This window comes from uncultured Helicobacter sp. (assembly GCF_937893305.1).
In the GTDB taxonomy this organism is placed as follows: domain Bacteria; phylum Campylobacterota; class Campylobacteria; order Campylobacterales; family Helicobacteraceae; genus Helicobacter_D.
This window is the reverse complement of record NZ_CALBGN010000016.1, coordinates 180,471-198,009: the sequence shown is the minus strand read 5'-3', so window position 1 is coordinate 198,009 and position 17,539 is coordinate 180,471. Positions and strand designations below refer to the sequence as shown.

Here is a 17,539-nt window from a genome sequence, read left to right as displayed (position 1 = left end):
TAACAAATAGGAGAAAAATTAGAAGAATTTTTTAAATTTCTAAGAAGATTTGGTGTTTGTTTATGAAAAGTTGATTAATTTTAAGCCTTCGCTACTAGTCTTGCAATAAGACTAAAATTTCCTTTATGTTCTATCAATGCTTCTTCATAAAACAAAATTTCTAAATCCAAAAATGCCCTTAACAGCTCATTTTTACGCAACAAATGACTAGAATCACTCACAAAGGCATTTTGCGATTCTATATGACTAAAAACAAAAGTTTCAAAAACTAAGATTCCATCTTTTTTTAATCCTTCAATTATAAAGGGGAACAAGCGGCGTTCTAAAAAATAGCTATTACAAATCAAATCATAATGGCAAGCTGGAATCTTAAAAGTATCCAAATCCACACATTTTGCATTAATCCCAATTTCGCCTTGCAGGGCATTAATTGCATAATTTGAAATATCCACACTATCGACACAAAAGCCACAATCACGCATAAATTTAGAATTTCTTCCCATTCCACAAGCAATATCCAACGCCTTGCCTACTTGTGCCTTTGCAATGTGATGCTCTAAAAGTTCTAAAGGTTTAGTTGGAATCGAATTTTCTTTATAGCGTGCATCCCACTTTAATGCATCACTCTCCATTAATCACAATACCGCTTTAAAATATCCCCATACATCTCAATACGACGATCCCTTAAAAAGGGCCAAATGCGACGCACATCTTCACTGCGTTTCTTATCCCATTTAAAAAACACAATCTCTTCGTTCTCTACGCTTGCTAGAGCTAATAATTCTCCTTGTGCGCCATAAACAAAACTAGATCCCCAAAAACGGATTCCATCTATAACGCCACTAGAATCTTTTTCAAATCCTACACGATTAATCCCAACAACTGGAATCCCATTTGCTACACTATGTCCCCTTTGCACGGCCATCCAAGCTTCTCTTTGACGCTCTTTCTCTTCTGTGCTATCTTGATCAAACCAACCAATAGCAGTAGGATAAATCAAAATCTCCGCTCCTTTTAACGCCATAATTCTTGCTGCTTCAGGATACCACTGATCCCAACACACAAGCACTCCAAGTCTCCCAACACTTGTCGAAATCGGTTCAAACCCTAAATCTCCGGGCGTAAAATAAAACTTTTCATAAAATCCAGGATCATCAGGAATATGCATTTTGCGATATTTTCCAGCCACACTGCCATCTTTTTCAAACACCACAGCTGTATTGTGATACAATCCAGCACTACGGCGTTCAAAAAGCGAAGTTACAAGCACCACACCACAATCTTTTGCAATCTTAGAAAAATATGCACAATCTTTTTCAAACTCTAACGCATAATCAAAAAAATCCACATTTTCACTTTGACAAAAATACTCTCCGCTATGCAATTCTTGCAGCAAGACTAGCTTTGCACCTTGATTTGCCGCTTCTTTAATCTTTTGTGCTGTAAAACTTTGCGTTTTAGATTTATTTCCCTTATATGCGTGCTGAATTAATGCAACTTCAATCTCCATTTCCACCCCTTAATAATCATCACCTTCATAGTCGCTATCATTGCTGCTATAATCATCTTCATCATACAAAAATCTATCGCTATCTTCATAATCTGAATCATAGCCATCATACTCTTCTTCTTCAAAATCTTCAATTTCGTCATCATCAAAAGGTTTTGTTAAAATTTCCATAAATTATTCCTTACTTAAAATTAAAGCAACTGCTTCACTTGCCAAACGCAATCCAAAGCTAGCCGTTACACCACTAAAGCTTCCAAGCTCTTTGCATTTTGGCTCTTCTGGGCTAAATGCCACCATAAAATCTCCTTTAAATCCTTGTTTTTTAAGCCCTTCTCTAAACTTTCTAGCAAACTTATCCCCATAACTTTTCCAAATTGAAGCAAATTGAATTTGTGAAGGATCTAACTTTTTTGCGCTTCCTGTTGAGACAAGCAAATGCGGCATTTTAGCAAGCTTAGGCTTGTTTGCAATCCTTAGAGCTAAAGCAACCTTTGCATCAATATCATCAATTGCATCAATAACAATATCATACACACTAAAATCAAAACCATCAATAAACTCTTGAGTAATTTTAGAATCTAAACTCAAAATTCCTTGATATTTCTGTGATAAAACTTCTACTTTCTTGCGTCCAACTCCTTCAAAAGACCCAATTTGCCGATTTTGATTACTTTCATCAAACACATCATAATCCACAATGCAAATCTTCCCAACTCCTGTGCGATATAAACAATCCAATACAAAACTTCCAACTCCACCAACACCAAGCAATAATACACTAGCATTTTGTAATTTTTGAAACCCATTTTCCTTAAAAAGCAATAAAGTTCTAGCAAAACGCTTATTTGACATCAACCCACTCCCTAAGTCTTTCTAAACGCGCACGCGCAGTAAAGTCAAGTGTAATAGGCGTCAAAGAAACATAGCCTTGAGAAATCGCACTAAAATCAGAAATTTCTCCATTTTCTCTCTCACTCCAAGCAAGTGGGTGCAAACCTAGCCAATAATACTCTTCTCCGCGTGGATTTCTATGCAAATGTGCATCATTTCCATAAGTTCTAATCCCAAGTTCTGTAACTTTTATTCCTTTGCAATCTTGCGGTTTAAGCTGTGGGATATTGAGATTTAAAAATTCTCTAAATCCCAAAGGATAAGAGCCTTGAAGAATTTTTTTTGCAAGATTATAAACGCTTTGTTTTGCAAGCGCAAAATCAAAACCAAAATAATCCTTGTCCTTTAAAACTTGAGAAACTGCTAAAGATGGAATCCCGTGTAGAACTCCCTCCATTGCCGCACTTGCAGTTCCAGAATAACTCACATCTTCTCCCATATTTGAACCAATATTAATACCACTTACAATCAAATCTGGCTTCACCCCTTCATCATAAAGCGCATTAAGTGAGAGATAAATACAATCCGTTGGACTTCCATCATCTAACTTATAAAAATCATCTTCAAGCTTGACAAAACGCAAAGGACGCGTCAATGTCATTCCGTGTCCGCAAGCGGATTTTTCACTTGCAGGAGCTACAATTACACAATGCCCTAAAGGGCTTAATGCTTCCTTTAAAGCTAACAATCCCGGAGATTGATAGCCATCATCATTTGTAATTAAAATGCGTTTCAAAATCTTCCTTTAAATATCAAAGTAACTGCTCAAAAGCGCATTTAAATGCTTTTGTGCAGGCTTATTTAAGGTTTTAATCTGCCTTAATATAGAATCTTGTAAGAGTTTTGCACTCTTTTTTGCTCCATCTAAACCTAGTAAATTTACATAACTATTTTTACTTCCATCATTTTGCGTAGGCTTCCCTGCTTCTTGCGCGCTTTGTGTAGAATCAATCACATCATCACGGATTTGAAAAAACAATCCTAAATCTAATCCTAACTGATACAAATTTTTACGCGTTTTTTTATCACATTGCGCTAGGATTGCTCCCATTTCAAGAGAAGCAGCGATGAGTTTTGCAGTTTTGTTTAAATGGATAGTCCTTAGTTGCTCTAAAGGGAGTTTTTGTTTTTCAAAATGACAATCTAACGCTTGTCCTAACACCATACCATAGATTCCACCATTATAGCTCAAGGATTCTACAAGTTTAACCTTTATCTTTGGCTTTAGCTTAGAGGTTGCGATTAAATAAAATGCCTGTGTATTTAGCCCATCACCTGTTAAGATTGCTAAAACCTCATCGTATTTTTTATGCAAAGTTTCACAACCACGCCTAAGAGGTGCATTATCCATTGCTGGTAAATCATCGTGGATTAACGAATAGGTATGTAAAATCTCTAATGCAAGTGCTGGCGCAAACGCTAGCTGTATCTCTTCTGTCTTATAGCTTGCTACAATGCTTAAAAGCAATTTAGGGCGAAATCTTTTTCCTCCATTTAAAACCATTTCCCAAAGTGCCTTTTCATAATTTGGATGAAAGCTAGGAATTTTGGGCGCATTGTTTTTTAAATACGCTTCAAACTCTCTAAAAACTAAATCTATTGTCTTCACTTAAAAGCCCTTGCGTGAGTGAAGTTTGAGAATCTTCTGCACTCTTATCATTGACATCAATAAAAAACTGAAAATCATCACGCGAAATCAACCAACGCTGTTTTTTATCTGCATATTCTCCTAATAAACGGATAATTGCGTCATTACCTTTAGAAGTAGCCCTTTGATTCACGCGCAAAACTCTATCGCCTACCTTTAAACGCTCAAAACCATTTTTTGCATTTTTGCCTACATAAGTAATGACAAAATTATCATTAACTCCAATATACACGCGTGAGAAGAAATTATCAGGCAGTAACATTCCTCCACGCAATTTATCAACTTGCACCTGCACTTCCATATTTACACCATTGCGCTTAATTTGCACTGGAACAACTAAACCCTTTTTTAAATCAAAAACAACACGCCTAAAGCTTGCTAAATTTGTAATCATTTCCCCATTAACCGCCGTGATAATATCTCCATATTTAAAGGGATTTTTTTTAAAAAACGGATCAACAATGCTCACTTCTACGGCTTGATTATTCTGCACCACACGCACGCCAATATCACCATAATAGATAGAATCGCTATTAATAAATCGCTCCAAATATGCCTTTTCTATAAAGGCATTTTCTCCAATTCCGATTCCATAAATATGATCGCAAACCGTGCTAATTAAGCTATTTTGAAAAGTTGGAGTATTTAGCGTTGCAAAATCAATTGGACTTTGCATTCTTGTTGCAATCTTGCCACTTACACTATCTCTTGGGGTAACACTTGCCATTTCATCTTCTAAAATCTCCTTTTGGATTGCTTTAATATTTACTGGTTCTAATGTGCCTTTAGATTCTAAAAGATACATCCCAACAAAAGGATCATGCTTTAGCACTTTATAACCACGTGGCTTTTGCTTAGGAGAATAGACAAAAAGCACCACTTTTGTTCCTAAAGATTTAATTGCGATTCCATAAGTGCTTCCTACACGCTCCATTGATAAGGAGGCTTTTTTCTCACATGCTTTAAAATCATATGCAAAACTAGGAATACTAAAGCACAACACCCAAACAATAATACTCTTAAATACTCTCATCATTGCCCCTTTAATGGGAAATCCCCTAAATTTCCAAGCATTTGCATTGCCATACTTTTACGATTAGATTCCACATTTTTTAACACATCATTTAATGCACTCATTAATAAAATCTGCAAAGATTCTTTATCTTCAAGTAAAGAATCATCAATGCAAATATCAATAATCTCCCCTTCACCATTTGCACTAACACTTACCAAACCACCACCACTTTTTGCATTTAAAACCACTTCCTTATTTGCTTCTTGTGCATTCTGAAGCTTTTCTTGTAAATCTCCTAGTGTTTTTGCTAATTCTTTAGGATCAAACATTTCTTAACTCCTTTTTAATTGCTAGAATTTGATTGTTTTCATCAACTAAAACTACTTTTGGTTCATAGCTTTTTATCTCTTCTTTAGTGTATTGTGCATACGCCATTACAATAATTTTATCTCCTACTTGCACTTTACGCGCTGCTGCACCATTTAAGCACATATCACCACTTTTACCCATAATCACATAAGTAGAGAATCGTTCGCCATTATTAATATTTACAATATCCACTTTTTGTCCTTCTATTAGCCCAGCAGCTTCCATTAAAGCAACATCAATAGTGATAGAGCCTACATAATTTAAATTTGCATCACTCACGCTTGCGCGATGAATTTTGCTATACAACATTGTAAAATTCACAATTTATCCTTACATTTACAAATACAAGTTTCAAAAATTTAGTAATTTTAGCACAGAAGTAACCACAACGCAACTGCAAAAACATAAGCACTTCACATTTCTTTTAGCTTTTAGAAGTAAAATACAGTTCAAGTTTCAAGGAGAACATTTGCAATATTATCTAAAAATCGCTTTAAAATTTGGAATCTTAATTGCTCTAAGTCCTATATTTACAGCTTGTTTAGCCACTCTCCCAGATTCAAAATCTCTAACAAATTCTCTAAAGTTTAATAATACACTTCTCATTAGTCATTCTAAAACCATAAAAACCAACACAAATCCAAAAGAACAAATAGAGCTTTTGTTTTTGGATTCCAACTTAAATGCACTTTTAGAACTTGCCATTGCAAAAAACTTAGATTTACAAATCACGCAAGCTAGAATTTTACAAGCACAATCCCAACTAAAAAGTGCTTGGAGCTTACTATTTCCACAAATTAATGCCACACTTAATACAAGCTCAAACAACACGCGCACAAACACAACTCCCACCATAGAAACACGCACAAACACTACGCAAATTGGAGCAACACTCTCTTGGGAGCTAGATCTTTTTGGGAGATTAAGACATACCAAAAACGCCAAAGAATCTCTTTATCAAAAATCCTTACAAGATTTAGAAAATGCAAAAATCACACTATTTGCAGAGATTGCTAATTTATATTTTACACTTCTTGAAACAAGAGAAAATCTTTTTTTAACCAAAGAAAACATAGCTTACTACCAAGAAGCTTTAGAACTTACACGCTTAAAAGTAGAAAATGGACTGCTTGATAGCACAGAACTTTTTGAAAAGCAAGATCTACTCACAGAAGAACAAAATACGCTAGAACGCCTAAAGAGTCTTGAGGAAGAGAGCAAAAATGCACTTTTAATTCTCTTAGATTTAAATTTAGATTCCAACTTTTTACCCTTAAAAATCTCCAAAACTCTCCCTACACCAAAAACACATTTTAACCTAAACACTCTCCCAGCAGATACATTGCTCTCGCGCCCAGATATTAAAGCAGCACTCTTTAGTCTTCACGCACAAATTTACACAAAGGCAAATGCCAAAGCTAGTTTATTTCCTATTCTTTCAATTAGTGCAAACATTAATGATATTTTAACATCTAACACACAATCTAGCGGAAATCTTGCGTGGGGATTTGCAAGCTCACTTAGTGCGCCACTTTTAAATCGCACACAACTTACTCAAAACTATTTTTTACAAGACGCGCTCTTAAAGGAATCTTTTTTAATGCTTCAAAAATCTATTAAAAACGCATTTTTTGAGATTGAAAATGCAAGCTTTAATGTAAATAGCGCACACACAAAACTTCAAAACAGCCAAATCCGCCTAAACAATGCACAAAACTATTATGATTTTTCCCTAAATCGCCATTCCATAGGCTTAATTGACACAAGAGAACACGCCCTAAATAGTGCATCTTTAAATAATGCCAAAAAATCTCTAAACACTGCTAAAAGTGAGAATCTAAAATCACTCCTTGCACTTTATAAAGCTTTTGGTGGAAATTTGAATTTACAAAAGGATTTTAATGCACACAACTAAAGAAATTTTAAATACACTAAATCCAAAACGAAATTACAAAAAGCTTTTCACACTTGCAATTAGCATTGTTTTAGGGATTGCTTTGTTGCTTGCATTGTTATTTTGGTGGCAAAATCAAGTACCAGACTATCTTTACACCACACAACCTGCCAAAATCGGTGATATAGAATCTTCTATTAGCGCAAATGGAACACTCTCCCCCACACACGAAATCTCCATAGGCTCTGTTATCTCTGGAATCGTGCTTGAAGTGCTAGTTGATGTCAATGACAAAGTTAGCAAAGGGCAAATCCTAGCAAAGATTGATAGTGAAAGCATTGAGCAAAATTTATTGCGCCTTAATGCACAACTTACAAGCGCAAAAGCCCAACTAAAAAGTGCGCAAGTGCTTTTAGATGAAAAAAAGTGGCAATATCAACAACTTCAAGCACTCTACAACAAAACACAAGGTAAAACCCCCTCCAAACTTGATTTACAAAGCGCAAAAACTTCTTACAACTCTGCTCTTAGCGAAGTTGGAATTTATGAAGCAAAAATTATAGAAATCCAAACTTCTATCCGCTCTATTCAAGTTGATTTAAAAAACGCTCACATCACAACACCAATTGATGGCATTGTGCTTAGTCGTTCCATTGAAGTTGGACAAAGTGTAGCAGCTAGCTTTCAAGCTCCAGAGTTTTTTATCATCGCAGAAAGCTTAGAAGAAATGGAGCTTAATGTTAGTATCTCTGAAGCAGATATTAGTAAGGTTAAAGTAGGACAAAAAGTAAATTTTAGCGTAGATTCTTATCCAAACAAAATTTTTAGTGCGAAAGTCAATCGTGTCAATTTTGGAGCAGAACAAAACACAGATAACAACATCGTATCCTATCAAGCACGCATTAGTGTAGATAATAAAGACTTACTTTTGCGTCCGGGAATGAGTGCCACTGCTGAAATTACAACAAAAAGTGCTAAAAACGCTCTACTTATCCCAGCAAGTGCATTATATTTCTCCCCTAACACATTAGAAAAAGAATCCAAAAAAAGCTTTAACCCTTTTAAAAACATCAATCGCAAAAAAGCCATACAAAAACAGGCAAACTCTAGCGTATGGATTTTAGAAAACAAAACTCCAAAAGAAATCCCAGTAGAAGTCGGTATTAGCGATGGCGTTTTCACACAAATTTTTAGTGATTCTATCACACAAGGAACAGAAGTTATCCTAACGCAAAAGAAAGTGAAATGACACCTTTGATCACATTAGAAAATATCCACAAAACCTATGGAAAACCACCAAATGCTTTTGAAGCCTTGCGTGGTGTAAATCTCTCCATCACACAAGGGGAGTTTGTAGCCCTTATGGGACCTAGTGGTAGCGGCAAAAGCACTCTAGCAAACCTTCTAGGTTGCTTAGATAGCCCAACAAGTGGAATCTATAATTTTTGTGGTGTAAATGTTAGCAATCTAAATCTTAAACAAAAAGCTCTTTTACGTCGCAACTACATCGGCTTTATCTTTCAAGGCTTCAATCTTTTACCACGCACAACAGCTCTAGAAAATGTAGAACTTCCATTGCTCTACCGCCAAATCCCAAAAAAAGAGCGTCTAAAAAACGCAATGGAAGCTCTAAAAATGGTCGGATTAGAACAATGGCACAACCACCAAAGCAACGCTTTAAGCGGCGGACAACAACAGCGTGTAGCTATTGCTAGAGCAATTGTTTCTAAACCTTTATTTTTACTAGCAGATGAACCCACAGGAAACCTTGATACAACACGCAGCGTAGAAATTATGGAGATTTTAAAACAACTCAATATGGAATCCAAAATTACAATTTTAATGGTAACCCACGAACCAGAAATGGCGCAATACTCCACGCGTCAAATTAAATTCTTAGATGGCAAGATTCAAAGTGATTCTTCTATCCAAAGCTAAAGGAATCCAATGCTTTTAAACGCTTTTTTTCTAGCCTTTCGCCAAATTAAACGCAATATTTTACGCGCTCTTTTGACAATGCTTGGAATCATCATTGGTGTTAGTGCAGTTGTGATTATGATTACTCTTGGCAATGGCACAACACAAGTTGTAACAGAGCGCATTAGTAGTCTTGGTAGCAATATCTTACTAGTTTTCCCCGCACGCACACAAAATATTGGCGGAAGCGGTAGAAGACAATTTAGTCTTAGCGAAATTCAATCCCTAAAGCTCCAAACCACACATTTAACACGCGCTATTGCTCCTGTTGTTACTACACCAAGTCTTGTGCAATTTCACAAAGAAAACACACAAACACAAATTCAAGGTGTAGATTATGAATATTTCATCGCTACAAATTGGATAATTACTAATGGAAGAGGATTTGAAACACAAGATTATAGAGCAGGAAAAAACACCTGTATCATCGGTAAAAGCGTGCAAAAAAACTTATTTGATAAAACCTCCACAAATCCACTAGGAAGCAGAATCAAACTCAATAATATCGTATGTGAATGCATAGGAATCTTAGAGGAAAAAGGGCAAGGAGCTATGGGAAATGATCAAGATGATGTGATTTTAATCCCATTAAAAACTTATCAAAGAAGTATTTTAAAAACAAACTCTCTTTATAATATTTCTCGCATAATGATTTCTTTAAAAGACGATGTAGATTCCACACAAGCACTCTTACAAATCACAGATTCTTTGCGCAAAATCCGAAATATTAGAAGCGGACAAAAAGATGATTTTGAAATTATGGACACCAAACAAATTCTTAATATTATGCAAAACACAACCTCAACACTCACACTATTTTTAAGCGCAATAGCAGGAGTTAGCTTAATTGTGGGTGGGATAGGGATTATGAATATTATGCTAGTTTCTGTAACAGAACGCACAAGAGAGATTGGCACTAGACTTGCTATTGGGGCATTACAAAGCGAAGTGCTTTTACAATTTTTAATCGAAGCAGTTACCTTAAGTGCGCTTGGTGGAATCTTAGGGATTGTTCTAGCGTTTTTTCTCTCTTTTGGGATTTGTCAAGTTATGGATTTACCTTTTGTATTTGATTATACGATTGCTTTTGTTGCATTTTTATTTTCTGCCTGCATAGGAGTTTTGTTTGGTTATCTCCCAGCAAGACGCGCTTCAAAACTAAACCCCATTGATGCATTAAGACACGAGTAAAGACTACTCTTATGTAAAATACAACCACAATGGGACACTAATAAAGCTTACCAAAATCCCAAAAGTAACTGCATTTAAGGCAATTTTAGCATTAAAGCCAGCCTTATAAATAATCGCCACTCCACTTACAAGTGGAGGCATAGCAACTTCTATTAATGCCATTTTCCAAAGATCATTAAACTCCCCATAAACAACCCTAACAAAAGCAAAAAGCACTAAAGGAGCGATAATCATTTTTGCTCCTAGAAGCAATGCAGGATATTTCCACTCCAAAATTCCACGCAAATTTAATTGCACTCCAATAGCAAAGAGTGCTACCGGTGTGGCAGTTTGTGCTAGGGATTTTAATGGTGCAAAAAACGCTTCTGGTATCTCAAAAGGAATCAACCTAAAAAGAGCTCCACAAATAAGAGCTAAAAACAAAGGACTTTTAAATAAGCGTTTAAAAACTTCTACAAAGGAAAATGCGGTTTTACCATTTAAACTTAGCAAAATCGGAGCTAAAAACGCAAAGGGAATTCCTGTTACAAATTGATCAAAAATAATCACTTGATTTGCTTGTGCTTCACCTAATGCACCTTGCACAAATGGGAAACCTAAATACAGTGTGTTTCCAAACGTTGCCATAAAACAAAGCGTAATTAACACACTCCGTTCAAGCCTAAAAATTCTCCCAAGAAACAAAACAAACAGCACGGAAAATAGGTTTGAAAACAGAGCAATCAAGCACACAAGCAAAAAATCCACACTCACACTAGCATGATATGTTCCATTAAAAATTTGTGCCGGAAGTGCAAAATTTACCAAAAACCCAAGCAAAATTCCGCTTTGTTTATTCCCCAAAAGGCGCAAAACATTTGCCATATAACCGATAAAAATAAAGACAAAAATACTATACATCGCCAAAAGCATTATAATTCCTTGTTAAATTTGGGATTTTACCACTTTTGCTAGCAAAACACAATGTAAAAGTTGGAATCTTTTTTATAAGTTTTTGTAGTTTTCTTTGTTAGAATCCAAAACATAATTTTATTGTAATTAAGGTTACATATGCAAAACCACACCAAAATTCACGGATTTTATAAAATCAAACTTATTTTTATTTTAGCTCTTATGTCAAGCCTTGCTCCACTTTCTACGGATATGTATTTAGCTGCCTTAAATCGCGTTCAAGAAAGCTTTCAAACAAATCCTTTCTTTACACAACTTTCTCTTGCTAGCTTTTTTATCGCTTTTGCTTTTGGACAACTCATTTATGGACCATTAAGTGATACTTTTGGACGCAAGAAACCGGCACTGATTGGAATGCTAATTTTTATCACTTCAAGCTTTGGTTGTGTGGTGATTGACAATATTTATAGTTTTATTGTTTTGCGCTTTTTTGAGGCATTAGGAGGTTGTGCTGGAGTTGTTATTGCTAGAGCAATTGTCAATGATTTATTTGATTTTGAAGAAGCTGCTGGAGTGTATGCTTTAATGATGATTTTTAGTTCTCTAGCACCTATGCTATCCCCTACACTTGGAGCATTTTTGATTCAATATTTCCCTTGGCAAAGCATTTTTACTTTTTTGTTTTTTCTTGGAATCTTTTTGTTTTTTATGGTGCTTTTTGGACTTAAAGAAAGCGCACCACACCTAAAAAGACAGAAATTTTCTCATAAAGCAACACTGAAAAATTACCAATATGTTTTAAAGGATCGCACATTTTTAGTTTATGTATTATGTGCCGCTTTTACAATGGCAACAATTTTTGCATACATTACAGGTTCAAATTTCATTTTTGTGAATTTTTTTGGAATCTCTGAACAAAATTTTGCATTTCTCTTTGGACTTAACGCCTTAAGCTTTATGATTTGTGCTAATCTCAACACAAGAATTCTAAAAAAATTCAATGCACAAAATATTCTCGCAATCGCACTTTTAGTGATGCTTATTGCTCATTTTATTATGTTGTTAAATGCATATTTTAGTCCAAAAATATGGCTCTTTGAAATTTCACTTCTCAGTATTCTTGCTACACTTGGATTTATTATGCCAAACACTACTATTTTAGCAATGTCAAGATTCAAGGATCACTCAGGCACTGCTTCTGCAATTCTTGGAACAACTCAATTTGCTTTTGCAGGAATTGTTGCTTTTATTGTTGGAGCATTTGAAGCAAATACACCTATTTTTTTAAGCTTTATAATGTTTCTTGCTGTGCTTCTAGCAAATTTAATCTTTTTTGCTAGCGCAAATCATAGAAATTTACGCCATTAATGCATTTTTGTTTCACGCTGCCTGTTTTTACAAGAGATTCTAATATTACTTGAGATTCTACACTCCAAAGCGCCTTGATATCTCCCTCACTCATTGGACGCAAGGATAGGGTTTTTAAAATCTCTTCTTTATTAAGCTGCAAGTTTTCTTTATGGCTAGCTTGCTTACGTTTAGGCACAAAAGTTGGAATCTTATAGCGCAAAAACACCTTACCAATCTCTTCTAGCTCTTTTGAATTTAAGGATTCTACCTTATAAGCAGGCGGACGATCAACTGTGCTAATGTCTAATCGTTTAAGTGGCATGGGGGCTAAAAAACGCGCTATTTCTTGGATTTCTTGCGCCTCATCATTAATGCCTTTGACAAACAAAATTTCTGCATACAACTCCCCTTGAAAATCTGCACTAAATTGATAAAGCCCTTTTAAAATCTGTGCCAAATCCACATTTTTATGCGCTCTATCAATTTTTTTAAATATCTTTTCACTCACTGCATCTAATGAAAATTTTACTTTATCAAACAGCAAACAAGCTCTAGCAACACATACATCCCAAAGCAATGCACCATTTGTTAAAAGTAGAGTTTTCTTATCGCCCTTAATATCTTCTAAGCGCAACATTAACTCATATAAATACGGATACAGCGTAGGCTCTCCATTTGCTGTAATCGTAAGAGATTCCACATTTGGAAACTTTTCTAAACCTAGTTTAATCGCATTTAAAATCTCATCTACACTCAAAATCTCTTGCATACTCTCTTGTGCTTTTTTACCTTCTAACTCACAATATAAGCAGTCATAATTGCATTGCTTAAACTTTGGCGATAAATCTACCCCTAAAGACTCCCCGAAACGCCTTGATTGCACAGGCCCAAAAATAATATCCATTAAAAATTCCCTTAAACTTTTGCGTTTTAATTCTAAGAATTCTACACTATTTTTAAGTAAAATTTTTGAGATTCCAATTGTATTGAAGCTAAATTTTATATTCTTTTTTATATACTCATCACTTAAACCAAAATTTTAAAGGAGAAATTATGGCTGTTAAAATTACTGATATTTGTATCGCCTGTGGTGCTTGCATTGATGAATGTCCAGTAGAAGCGATTGTTGATGAAGATGATAGCCCAAATGATGATGGTTGCTATTTTGTTTATAATGACAAATGCGTAGAATGTGTAGGACACAATGATGAGCCTGCTTGCGCAACTGCTTGCCCAACTGAAGGTTGTATTGTATGGGATGCTGTTGCAGGTTCTCAAGCACACAGAGATGATATTGGCGACGACAAAAGAAGTTCGCACACTCCAGTTGTTGAATAATCTCTAATGGATTCCAAAATTGGAATCCATTTTGTCTCTCTATTTTTGAAGCTCCACAAGCGTTTTAGTAAAGCTCAATAAGTTTTCCCCCCAAGGTGTTTGCAAAGGCGAAAAATACCCCAGTTTTGCTCCGCTTTCTTTTGCGATAAATTCTGCTGCTTTTGTAGAAAATTCAGGTTGCGCGAAAATAATTTTTAAATTCTCTTTTTTAATAGCTTCAATCACTGCAATCATTTCTTGCATTTTTGGACTTTTACCCTCTACTTCAATAGAAATTTCATCTAAATGATAATCCCTTGCAAAATATGCAAGCATTGGATGAAACACGACAAATTTCTGATGCTCTGGCAAATCTTTAAGAGTCGCTTTTAATTGCTTATCTAGCAAATCAATTTCAGTGATTAAAATATGATAGTTTTTAGAAAAATCTTTCTTAGGATTTATTGCCTTTAGTCCTTCAAAAATATTTTTTGCAATGATTTTTGCATTACTAGGAGACAACCAAATGTGCGTATCGCCATCGTGATGTTCGTGTTTAGCGTGATAATGAGAGTCCAAAGAATCAATGCGCGATATATTAGCTCCTGAATCAAAAATTTTTATTGCTTGGTTTTGCCCTTTAAAGCGCGGAAGCCAAGATTCTTCAAACTCAATCCCTATGGCAAAATATGCCACTGCCTCATTAACCTTTCTAATCTCCAAGGCTTTTGGCTCAAAATCGTGAGGATTTACACCCGTGGTTACAAGAGAAACCACTTCATAAAAATCTCCAGCAATTTTTTCCACAAACTCTTTTTGCATAGGAATACTTACCATAACCACATCACGCGCAATTGCTAAATTAAACAACAAGCACGCAAAAATTAGAATCTTTTTCATTTTTTATCCTTTTAATGCATATTAAAACTTTTTTAGGCTACTATTTTACCCTATTTTTCAAAAAGCGTTCATAGCTCAATTGGATAGAGCATCAGACTTCGGATCTGAGGGTTGGGGGTTCGACTCCCTCTGAGCGTACCAAACTTTTCAATATTTAAACAATTTTTCTGATACAATACACTTCAAAAATTTTAATGAGATTACAATGGCGCAATAGGATTAATCCCAATTTATGCAACCACGCTTAAAATCTCCAAAGAATCCTTAAATCCCGATGGTTCAATCACAAAACAAAACATCTTCAAACACTGCCGATTTAGAAAATATTAATCCCCTTCTCTAATGCGCAAAAACACAGGAAATCTTGGCAGTCCATTTTGCGTAAGTCCTTGATATTTATAAGTAATTATTGCGCCAATTTGTGGCGGATTCTCTCTTTCTTTATCACTAAAACCTGATCCGATTTTAAAGCGTTTTTGGATTCCATTAATCATTGCTTCACAAATCACAGATCCCAATTTTCCAGTATTTTTTCCTTTGCCTTGTGTGTGTCCTTTTACAACACATTCTGCGTCCAAAAAAGGCTTTAATTTATAGCCAAGATTTAGAATAGCATTATGGCGAAGAATTACACCCTCCCCACCTTTTTCTAAAACACTTTGATAAAATTCCTCTAAATGCAATTGATTTTTAATAGGAATCTGTGGAATTATTTTTATAAATTTGCTGGGATTTTTATCTAAATATTCCTGCAAAACCTTCAAACGCTGTTGCAAAGTGCAATCCTCACACACTCCACGCACATCAAAAACTTGTAAAGTAACTCTCTCCCATTGTTTCTTTTCTTTATTTTTAATCACACTTAAAGTCTGAGCAAAGGCATCACGCTTGAGCCATAGCTCTCCATCTAGGATAAAGGGTGGAAAATTGTCTAGCCAAAACTTGGGAGCATCAATGAGATTTCCATTGCGTGTTTTTAGGGTTTTTCCATTCCAAATTCCACGCACACCATCTAACTTTTCACTCATCACAAAAGCTTGAAGTTCTGTATTACTTAAAGGGGTTTTATAAGGTTGAAATCTCGGAATTTCTCCAAAGGAGAAATTCCAAAAAAGATTCCAAATTAAAAAGAGTTGAATAAGAATTTTCAGATTACAAACCTTGTTCAATCATTGCATTCGCAACTTTTCTAAATCCTGCAATATTTGCACCAAGCACTAAATTTGTAGGATCACCAAATTCTTTTGCTGTTTGACTTGCATTAAGATAAATATTTTTCATAATTTTATGAAGCTTTAAATCCACTTCTTCAAAACTCCAAGAAGTCATTGAAGCATTTTGACTCATTTCAAGCCCACTTGTGGCAACACCACCTGCATTTGCAGCTTTTCCGGGACCATAGCAAATTTTTGCATCTAAAAATTTATGCACCGCTTCAATGGTTGAAGGCATATTTGCCCCTTCACTGACACATTTACAGCCATTCTTTAAAAGATTTTCTGCATCTTTTACATTTAATTCATTTTGTGTTGCGCTTGGAAATGCAGCAAAAGCGGGGATCGCCCATAGTGGATTATGATCACTTGGATAATCTTTCACACTTGTCCATTTTGCACTACTTCTTTCTTTTGCATAGGATTCCAAACTCTCACGCCTAACTTCTTTAATTTCTTTTAGCAATGCTAAATCAATCCCTGCTTCATCATAAATCATCCCTTTAGAATCACTAATTGTTACAGGTTTTGCTCCAAGTTGTTGCAACTTCTCTATGGTATAAATTGCAACATTTCCACTTCCAGAAACCAAACAAACTTTCCCTTCTAAAGCACCAAAATTACTATGCTCTAACATCTCTTGCGCGAAATACACACTTCCATAACCTGTAGCTTCTGTCCTAACCAAACTACCGCCCCAAAGCAAAGATTTACCTGTTAAAACCCCGTCATAACGATTTGTGAGTTTTTTATATTGCCCAAAGAGATACCCAATTTCACGCCCACCAACGCCAATATCTCCCGCTGGAACATCAGTGTGTGCGCCAATATGGCGATATAACTCATTCATAAAAGCTTGACAAAAGCGCATCACTTCTCTATTGCTTTTTCCTTTTGGATCAAAATCACTTCCGCCTTTTCCACCACCCATTGCAAGCCCTGTTAGTGCATTTTTAAAGATTTGTTCAAATCCTAAAAACTTAATAATTCCTTCTGTTACACTAGGATGGAATCTCAAACCTCCTTTATAAGGACCTAAAAGCGAGCTAAACTCAATTCGATAACCACGATTAACTTGAATTTCCCCTTTGTCATCTTCCCAAGTTACACGAAAATTAATTTGACGCTCTGGAATTACAATTCTCTCTAAAATCTTATATTTTTGAAACTTTGAATCTTTCTGCAATGCCGGCTCAATAGACTCTAACACTTCTTTAACTGCTTGATGAAACTCAATTTGCTCTGGATAAAGTTTTTGAACTCTTTGGATGACTTCTTGCGCGTAAGACATTATTATTCCTTTGGTGTAAATTGTATTTAGTAATTTGCCAAAGAATTGTATTAAAATAAATTTTAAATTAAACTTATGATT

Annotated in this window: 20 protein-coding genes and 1 tRNA gene; 7 read left to right on the top strand and 14 right to left on the bottom strand. The window is 35.3% G+C overall.

Annotation, left to right across the window (positions count from 1 at the left end):
- Positions 1-80: 80 nt before the first annotated feature.
- Genes Q0358_RS06205 through panD form a run of 9 tightly spaced genes read right to left on the bottom strand, consistent with a single transcriptional unit; the run spans position 81 to position 5,754 of the window.
- Positions 81-632: a methyltransferase domain-containing protein gene (locus Q0358_RS06205; protein WP_299548870.1), complete on the bottom strand. Its 552-nt coding sequence runs from the start codon at positions 630-632 to the stop codon at positions 81-83.
- Entirely contained in the window at positions 632-1,504 is an 873-nt protein-coding gene (locus tag Q0358_RS06200; protein ID WP_299548901.1) for a carbon-nitrogen hydrolase, read from the bottom strand. Before Q0358_RS06200 ends, Q0358_RS06205 begins: the two co-directional genes overlap by 1 nt.
- A 15-nt stretch (positions 1,505-1,519) precedes the next feature.
- Positions 1,520-1,681: a hypothetical protein gene (locus tag Q0358_RS06195; protein ID WP_299548867.1), complete on the bottom strand. Its 162-nt coding sequence runs from the start codon at positions 1,679-1,681 to the stop codon at positions 1,520-1,522.
- A gap of 3 nt (positions 1,682-1,684) precedes the next feature.
- Positions 1,685-2,362, bottom strand: coding sequence for a ThiF family adenylyltransferase (locus tag Q0358_RS06190; RefSeq protein WP_299548864.1), 678 nt, complete (start codon positions 2,360-2,362; stop codon positions 1,685-1,687).
- A complete protein-coding gene (gene surE, locus Q0358_RS06185) occupies positions 2,352-3,137 on the bottom strand; it encodes a 5'/3'-nucleotidase SurE (RefSeq protein ID WP_299548861.1) in 786 nt (261 codons plus the stop codon). Before surE ends, Q0358_RS06190 begins: the two co-directional genes overlap by 11 nt.
- Before the next feature lie 9 nt (positions 3,138-3,146).
- A complete protein-coding gene (locus Q0358_RS06180) occupies positions 3,147-4,001 on the bottom strand; it encodes a polyprenyl synthetase family protein (RefSeq protein ID WP_299548898.1) in 855 nt (284 codons plus the stop codon).
- On the bottom strand, positions 3,985-5,082 hold the full coding sequence (locus Q0358_RS06175; RefSeq protein WP_299548857.1) for a PDZ domain-containing protein: 1,098 nt from the start codon (positions 5,080-5,082) through the stop codon (positions 3,985-3,987). The genes Q0358_RS06180 and Q0358_RS06175 overlap by 17 nt, the downstream gene beginning before the upstream one ends.
- Positions 5,082-5,393, bottom strand: coding sequence for a YbaB/EbfC family nucleoid-associated protein (locus Q0358_RS06170; protein WP_299548854.1), 312 nt, complete (start codon positions 5,391-5,393; stop codon positions 5,082-5,084). The genes Q0358_RS06175 and Q0358_RS06170 overlap by 1 nt, the downstream gene beginning before the upstream one ends.
- On the bottom strand, positions 5,386-5,754 hold the full coding sequence (gene panD, locus Q0358_RS06165) for an aspartate 1-decarboxylase (RefSeq protein WP_299548851.1): 369 nt from the start codon (positions 5,752-5,754) through the stop codon (positions 5,386-5,388). The genes Q0358_RS06170 and panD overlap by 8 nt, the downstream gene beginning before the upstream one ends.
- 148 nt (positions 5,755-5,902) lie before the next feature.
- On the opposite strand from panD, the gene Q0358_RS06160 reads away from it, so the two are divergent.
- Genes Q0358_RS06160 through Q0358_RS06145 form a run of 4 tightly spaced genes read left to right on the top strand, consistent with a single transcriptional unit; the run spans position 5,903 to position 10,495 of the window.
- Positions 5,903-7,348, top strand: a complete 1,446-nt coding sequence (locus Q0358_RS06160) for a TolC family protein (protein WP_299548848.1) — start codon at positions 5,903-5,905, stop codon at positions 7,346-7,348.
- On the top strand, positions 7,335-8,576 hold the full coding sequence (locus Q0358_RS06155; RefSeq protein WP_299548845.1) for an efflux RND transporter periplasmic adaptor subunit: 1,242 nt from the start codon (positions 7,335-7,337) through the stop codon (positions 8,574-8,576). Before Q0358_RS06160 ends, Q0358_RS06155 begins: the two co-directional genes overlap by 14 nt.
- Positions 8,573-9,265, top strand: a complete 693-nt coding sequence (locus Q0358_RS06150) for an ABC transporter ATP-binding protein (protein ID WP_299548842.1) — start codon at positions 8,573-8,575, stop codon at positions 9,263-9,265. Before Q0358_RS06155 ends, Q0358_RS06150 begins: the two co-directional genes overlap by 4 nt.
- A 9-nt stretch (positions 9,266-9,274) precedes the next feature.
- Positions 9,275-10,495: an ABC transporter permease gene (locus Q0358_RS06145; RefSeq protein ID WP_299548839.1), complete on the top strand. Its 1,221-nt coding sequence runs from the start codon at positions 9,275-9,277 to the stop codon at positions 10,493-10,495.
- 9 nt (positions 10,496-10,504) lie between these two features.
- Here Q0358_RS06145 and Q0358_RS06140 read toward each other — a convergent pair whose 3' ends face one another.
- Entirely contained in the window at positions 10,505-11,407 is a 903-nt protein-coding gene (locus Q0358_RS06140; RefSeq protein WP_299548836.1) for an AEC family transporter, read from the bottom strand.
- Between the two features lie 138 nt (positions 11,408-11,545).
- Here Q0358_RS06140 and Q0358_RS06135 point away from each other — a divergent pair, with 138 nt between their 5' ends.
- Positions 11,546-12,754 carry a multidrug effflux MFS transporter gene (locus Q0358_RS06135; RefSeq protein ID WP_299548833.1) on the top strand — a complete coding sequence of 403 codons (1,209 nt, stop codon included), beginning with the start codon at positions 11,546-11,548 and terminating at the stop codon, positions 12,752-12,754.
- On the opposite strand, the gene Q0358_RS06130 is transcribed toward Q0358_RS06135, so the two are convergent.
- The gene (locus Q0358_RS06130; protein WP_299548830.1) at positions 12,723-13,640 is read right to left on the bottom strand and encodes a radical SAM protein; all 918 of its coding nucleotides are present in this window, start codon (positions 13,638-13,640) and stop codon (positions 12,723-12,725) included. The genes Q0358_RS06135 and Q0358_RS06130 overlap by 32 nt on opposite strands.
- Before the next feature lie 149 nt (positions 13,641-13,789).
- Between Q0358_RS06130 and Q0358_RS06125 the strand changes: the two genes are divergently transcribed.
- A complete protein-coding gene (locus Q0358_RS06125; protein ID WP_299548827.1) occupies positions 13,790-14,074 on the top strand; it encodes a 4Fe-4S binding protein in 285 nt (94 codons plus the stop codon).
- A 39-nt stretch (positions 14,075-14,113) separates the two neighbouring features.
- Here Q0358_RS06125 and Q0358_RS06120 read toward each other — a convergent pair whose 3' ends face one another.
- Positions 14,114-14,953 carry a zinc ABC transporter substrate-binding protein gene (locus tag Q0358_RS06120; protein ID WP_299548824.1) on the bottom strand — a complete coding sequence of 280 codons (840 nt, stop codon included), beginning with the start codon at positions 14,951-14,953 and terminating at the stop codon, positions 14,114-14,116.
- Between the two features lie 64 nt (positions 14,954-15,017).
- Between Q0358_RS06120 and Q0358_RS06115 the strand changes: the two genes are divergently transcribed.
- A tRNA-Arg gene (locus Q0358_RS06115) sits at positions 15,018-15,094 on the top strand.
- 185 nt (positions 15,095-15,279) lie between these two features.
- Here the strand turns inward: Q0358_RS06115 and Q0358_RS06110 are convergent.
- Together Q0358_RS06110 and gdhA are read right to left on the bottom strand one after the other, a co-directional pair.
- Entirely contained in the window at positions 15,280-16,122 is an 843-nt protein-coding gene (locus tag Q0358_RS06110) for a DNA ligase (protein WP_299548821.1), read from the bottom strand.
- Entirely contained in the window at positions 16,106-17,458 is a 1,353-nt protein-coding gene (gene gdhA / locus Q0358_RS06105) for an NADP-specific glutamate dehydrogenase (RefSeq protein WP_299548818.1), read from the bottom strand. Before gdhA ends, Q0358_RS06110 begins: the two co-directional genes overlap by 17 nt.
- Between the last annotated feature and the right edge of the window lie 81 nt (positions 17,459-17,539).

What these genes read in the sequence shown, in the direction of transcription:
- Q0358_RS06125 (WP_299548827.1), top strand. Translation starts at nt 13,790, where the DNA reads ATGGCTGTTAAAATTACTGATATTTGTATCGCCTGTGGTGCTTGCATT.
- Q0358_RS06155 (WP_299548845.1), top strand. Translation starts at nt 7,335, where the DNA reads ATGCACACAACTAAAGAAATTTTAAATACACTAAATCCAAAACGAAAT.
- Q0358_RS06205 (WP_299548870.1), bottom strand. Translation starts at nt 632, where the DNA reads ATGGAGAGTGATGCATTAAAGTGGGATGCACGCTATAAAGAAAATTCG.
- Q0358_RS06120 (WP_299548824.1), bottom strand. Translation starts at nt 14,953, where the DNA reads ATGAAAAAGATTCTAATTTTTGCGTGCTTGTTGTTTAATTTAGCAATT.
- gdhA (WP_299548818.1), bottom strand. Translation starts at nt 17,458, where the DNA reads ATGTCTTACGCGCAAGAAGTCATCCAAAGAGTTCAAAAACTTTATCCA.
- Q0358_RS06135 (WP_299548833.1), top strand. Translation starts at nt 11,546, where the DNA reads ATGCAAAACCACACCAAAATTCACGGATTTTATAAAATCAAACTTATT.
- Q0358_RS06130 (WP_299548830.1), bottom strand. Translation starts at nt 13,640, where the DNA reads ATGGATATTATTTTTGGGCCTGTGCAATCAAGGCGTTTCGGGGAGTCT.
- Q0358_RS06150 (WP_299548842.1), top strand. Translation starts at nt 8,573, where the DNA reads ATGACACCTTTGATCACATTAGAAAATATCCACAAAACCTATGGAAAA.
- Q0358_RS06140 (WP_299548836.1), bottom strand. Translation starts at nt 11,407, where the DNA reads ATGCTTTTGGCGATGTATAGTATTTTTGTCTTTATTTTTATCGGTTAT.
- Q0358_RS06195 (WP_299548867.1), bottom strand. Translation starts at nt 1,681, where the DNA reads ATGGAAATTTTAACAAAACCTTTTGATGATGACGAAATTGAAGATTTT.
- Q0358_RS06190 (WP_299548864.1), bottom strand. Translation starts at nt 2,362, where the DNA reads ATGTCAAATAAGCGTTTTGCTAGAACTTTATTGCTTTTTAAGGAAAAT.
- Q0358_RS06145 (WP_299548839.1), top strand. Translation starts at nt 9,275, where the DNA reads ATGCTTTTAAACGCTTTTTTTCTAGCCTTTCGCCAAATTAAACGCAAT.
- Q0358_RS06175 (WP_299548857.1), bottom strand. Translation starts at nt 5,082, where the DNA reads ATGAGAGTATTTAAGAGTATTATTGTTTGGGTGTTGTGCTTTAGTATT.
- Q0358_RS06170 (WP_299548854.1), bottom strand. Translation starts at nt 5,393, where the DNA reads ATGTTTGATCCTAAAGAATTAGCAAAAACACTAGGAGATTTACAAGAA.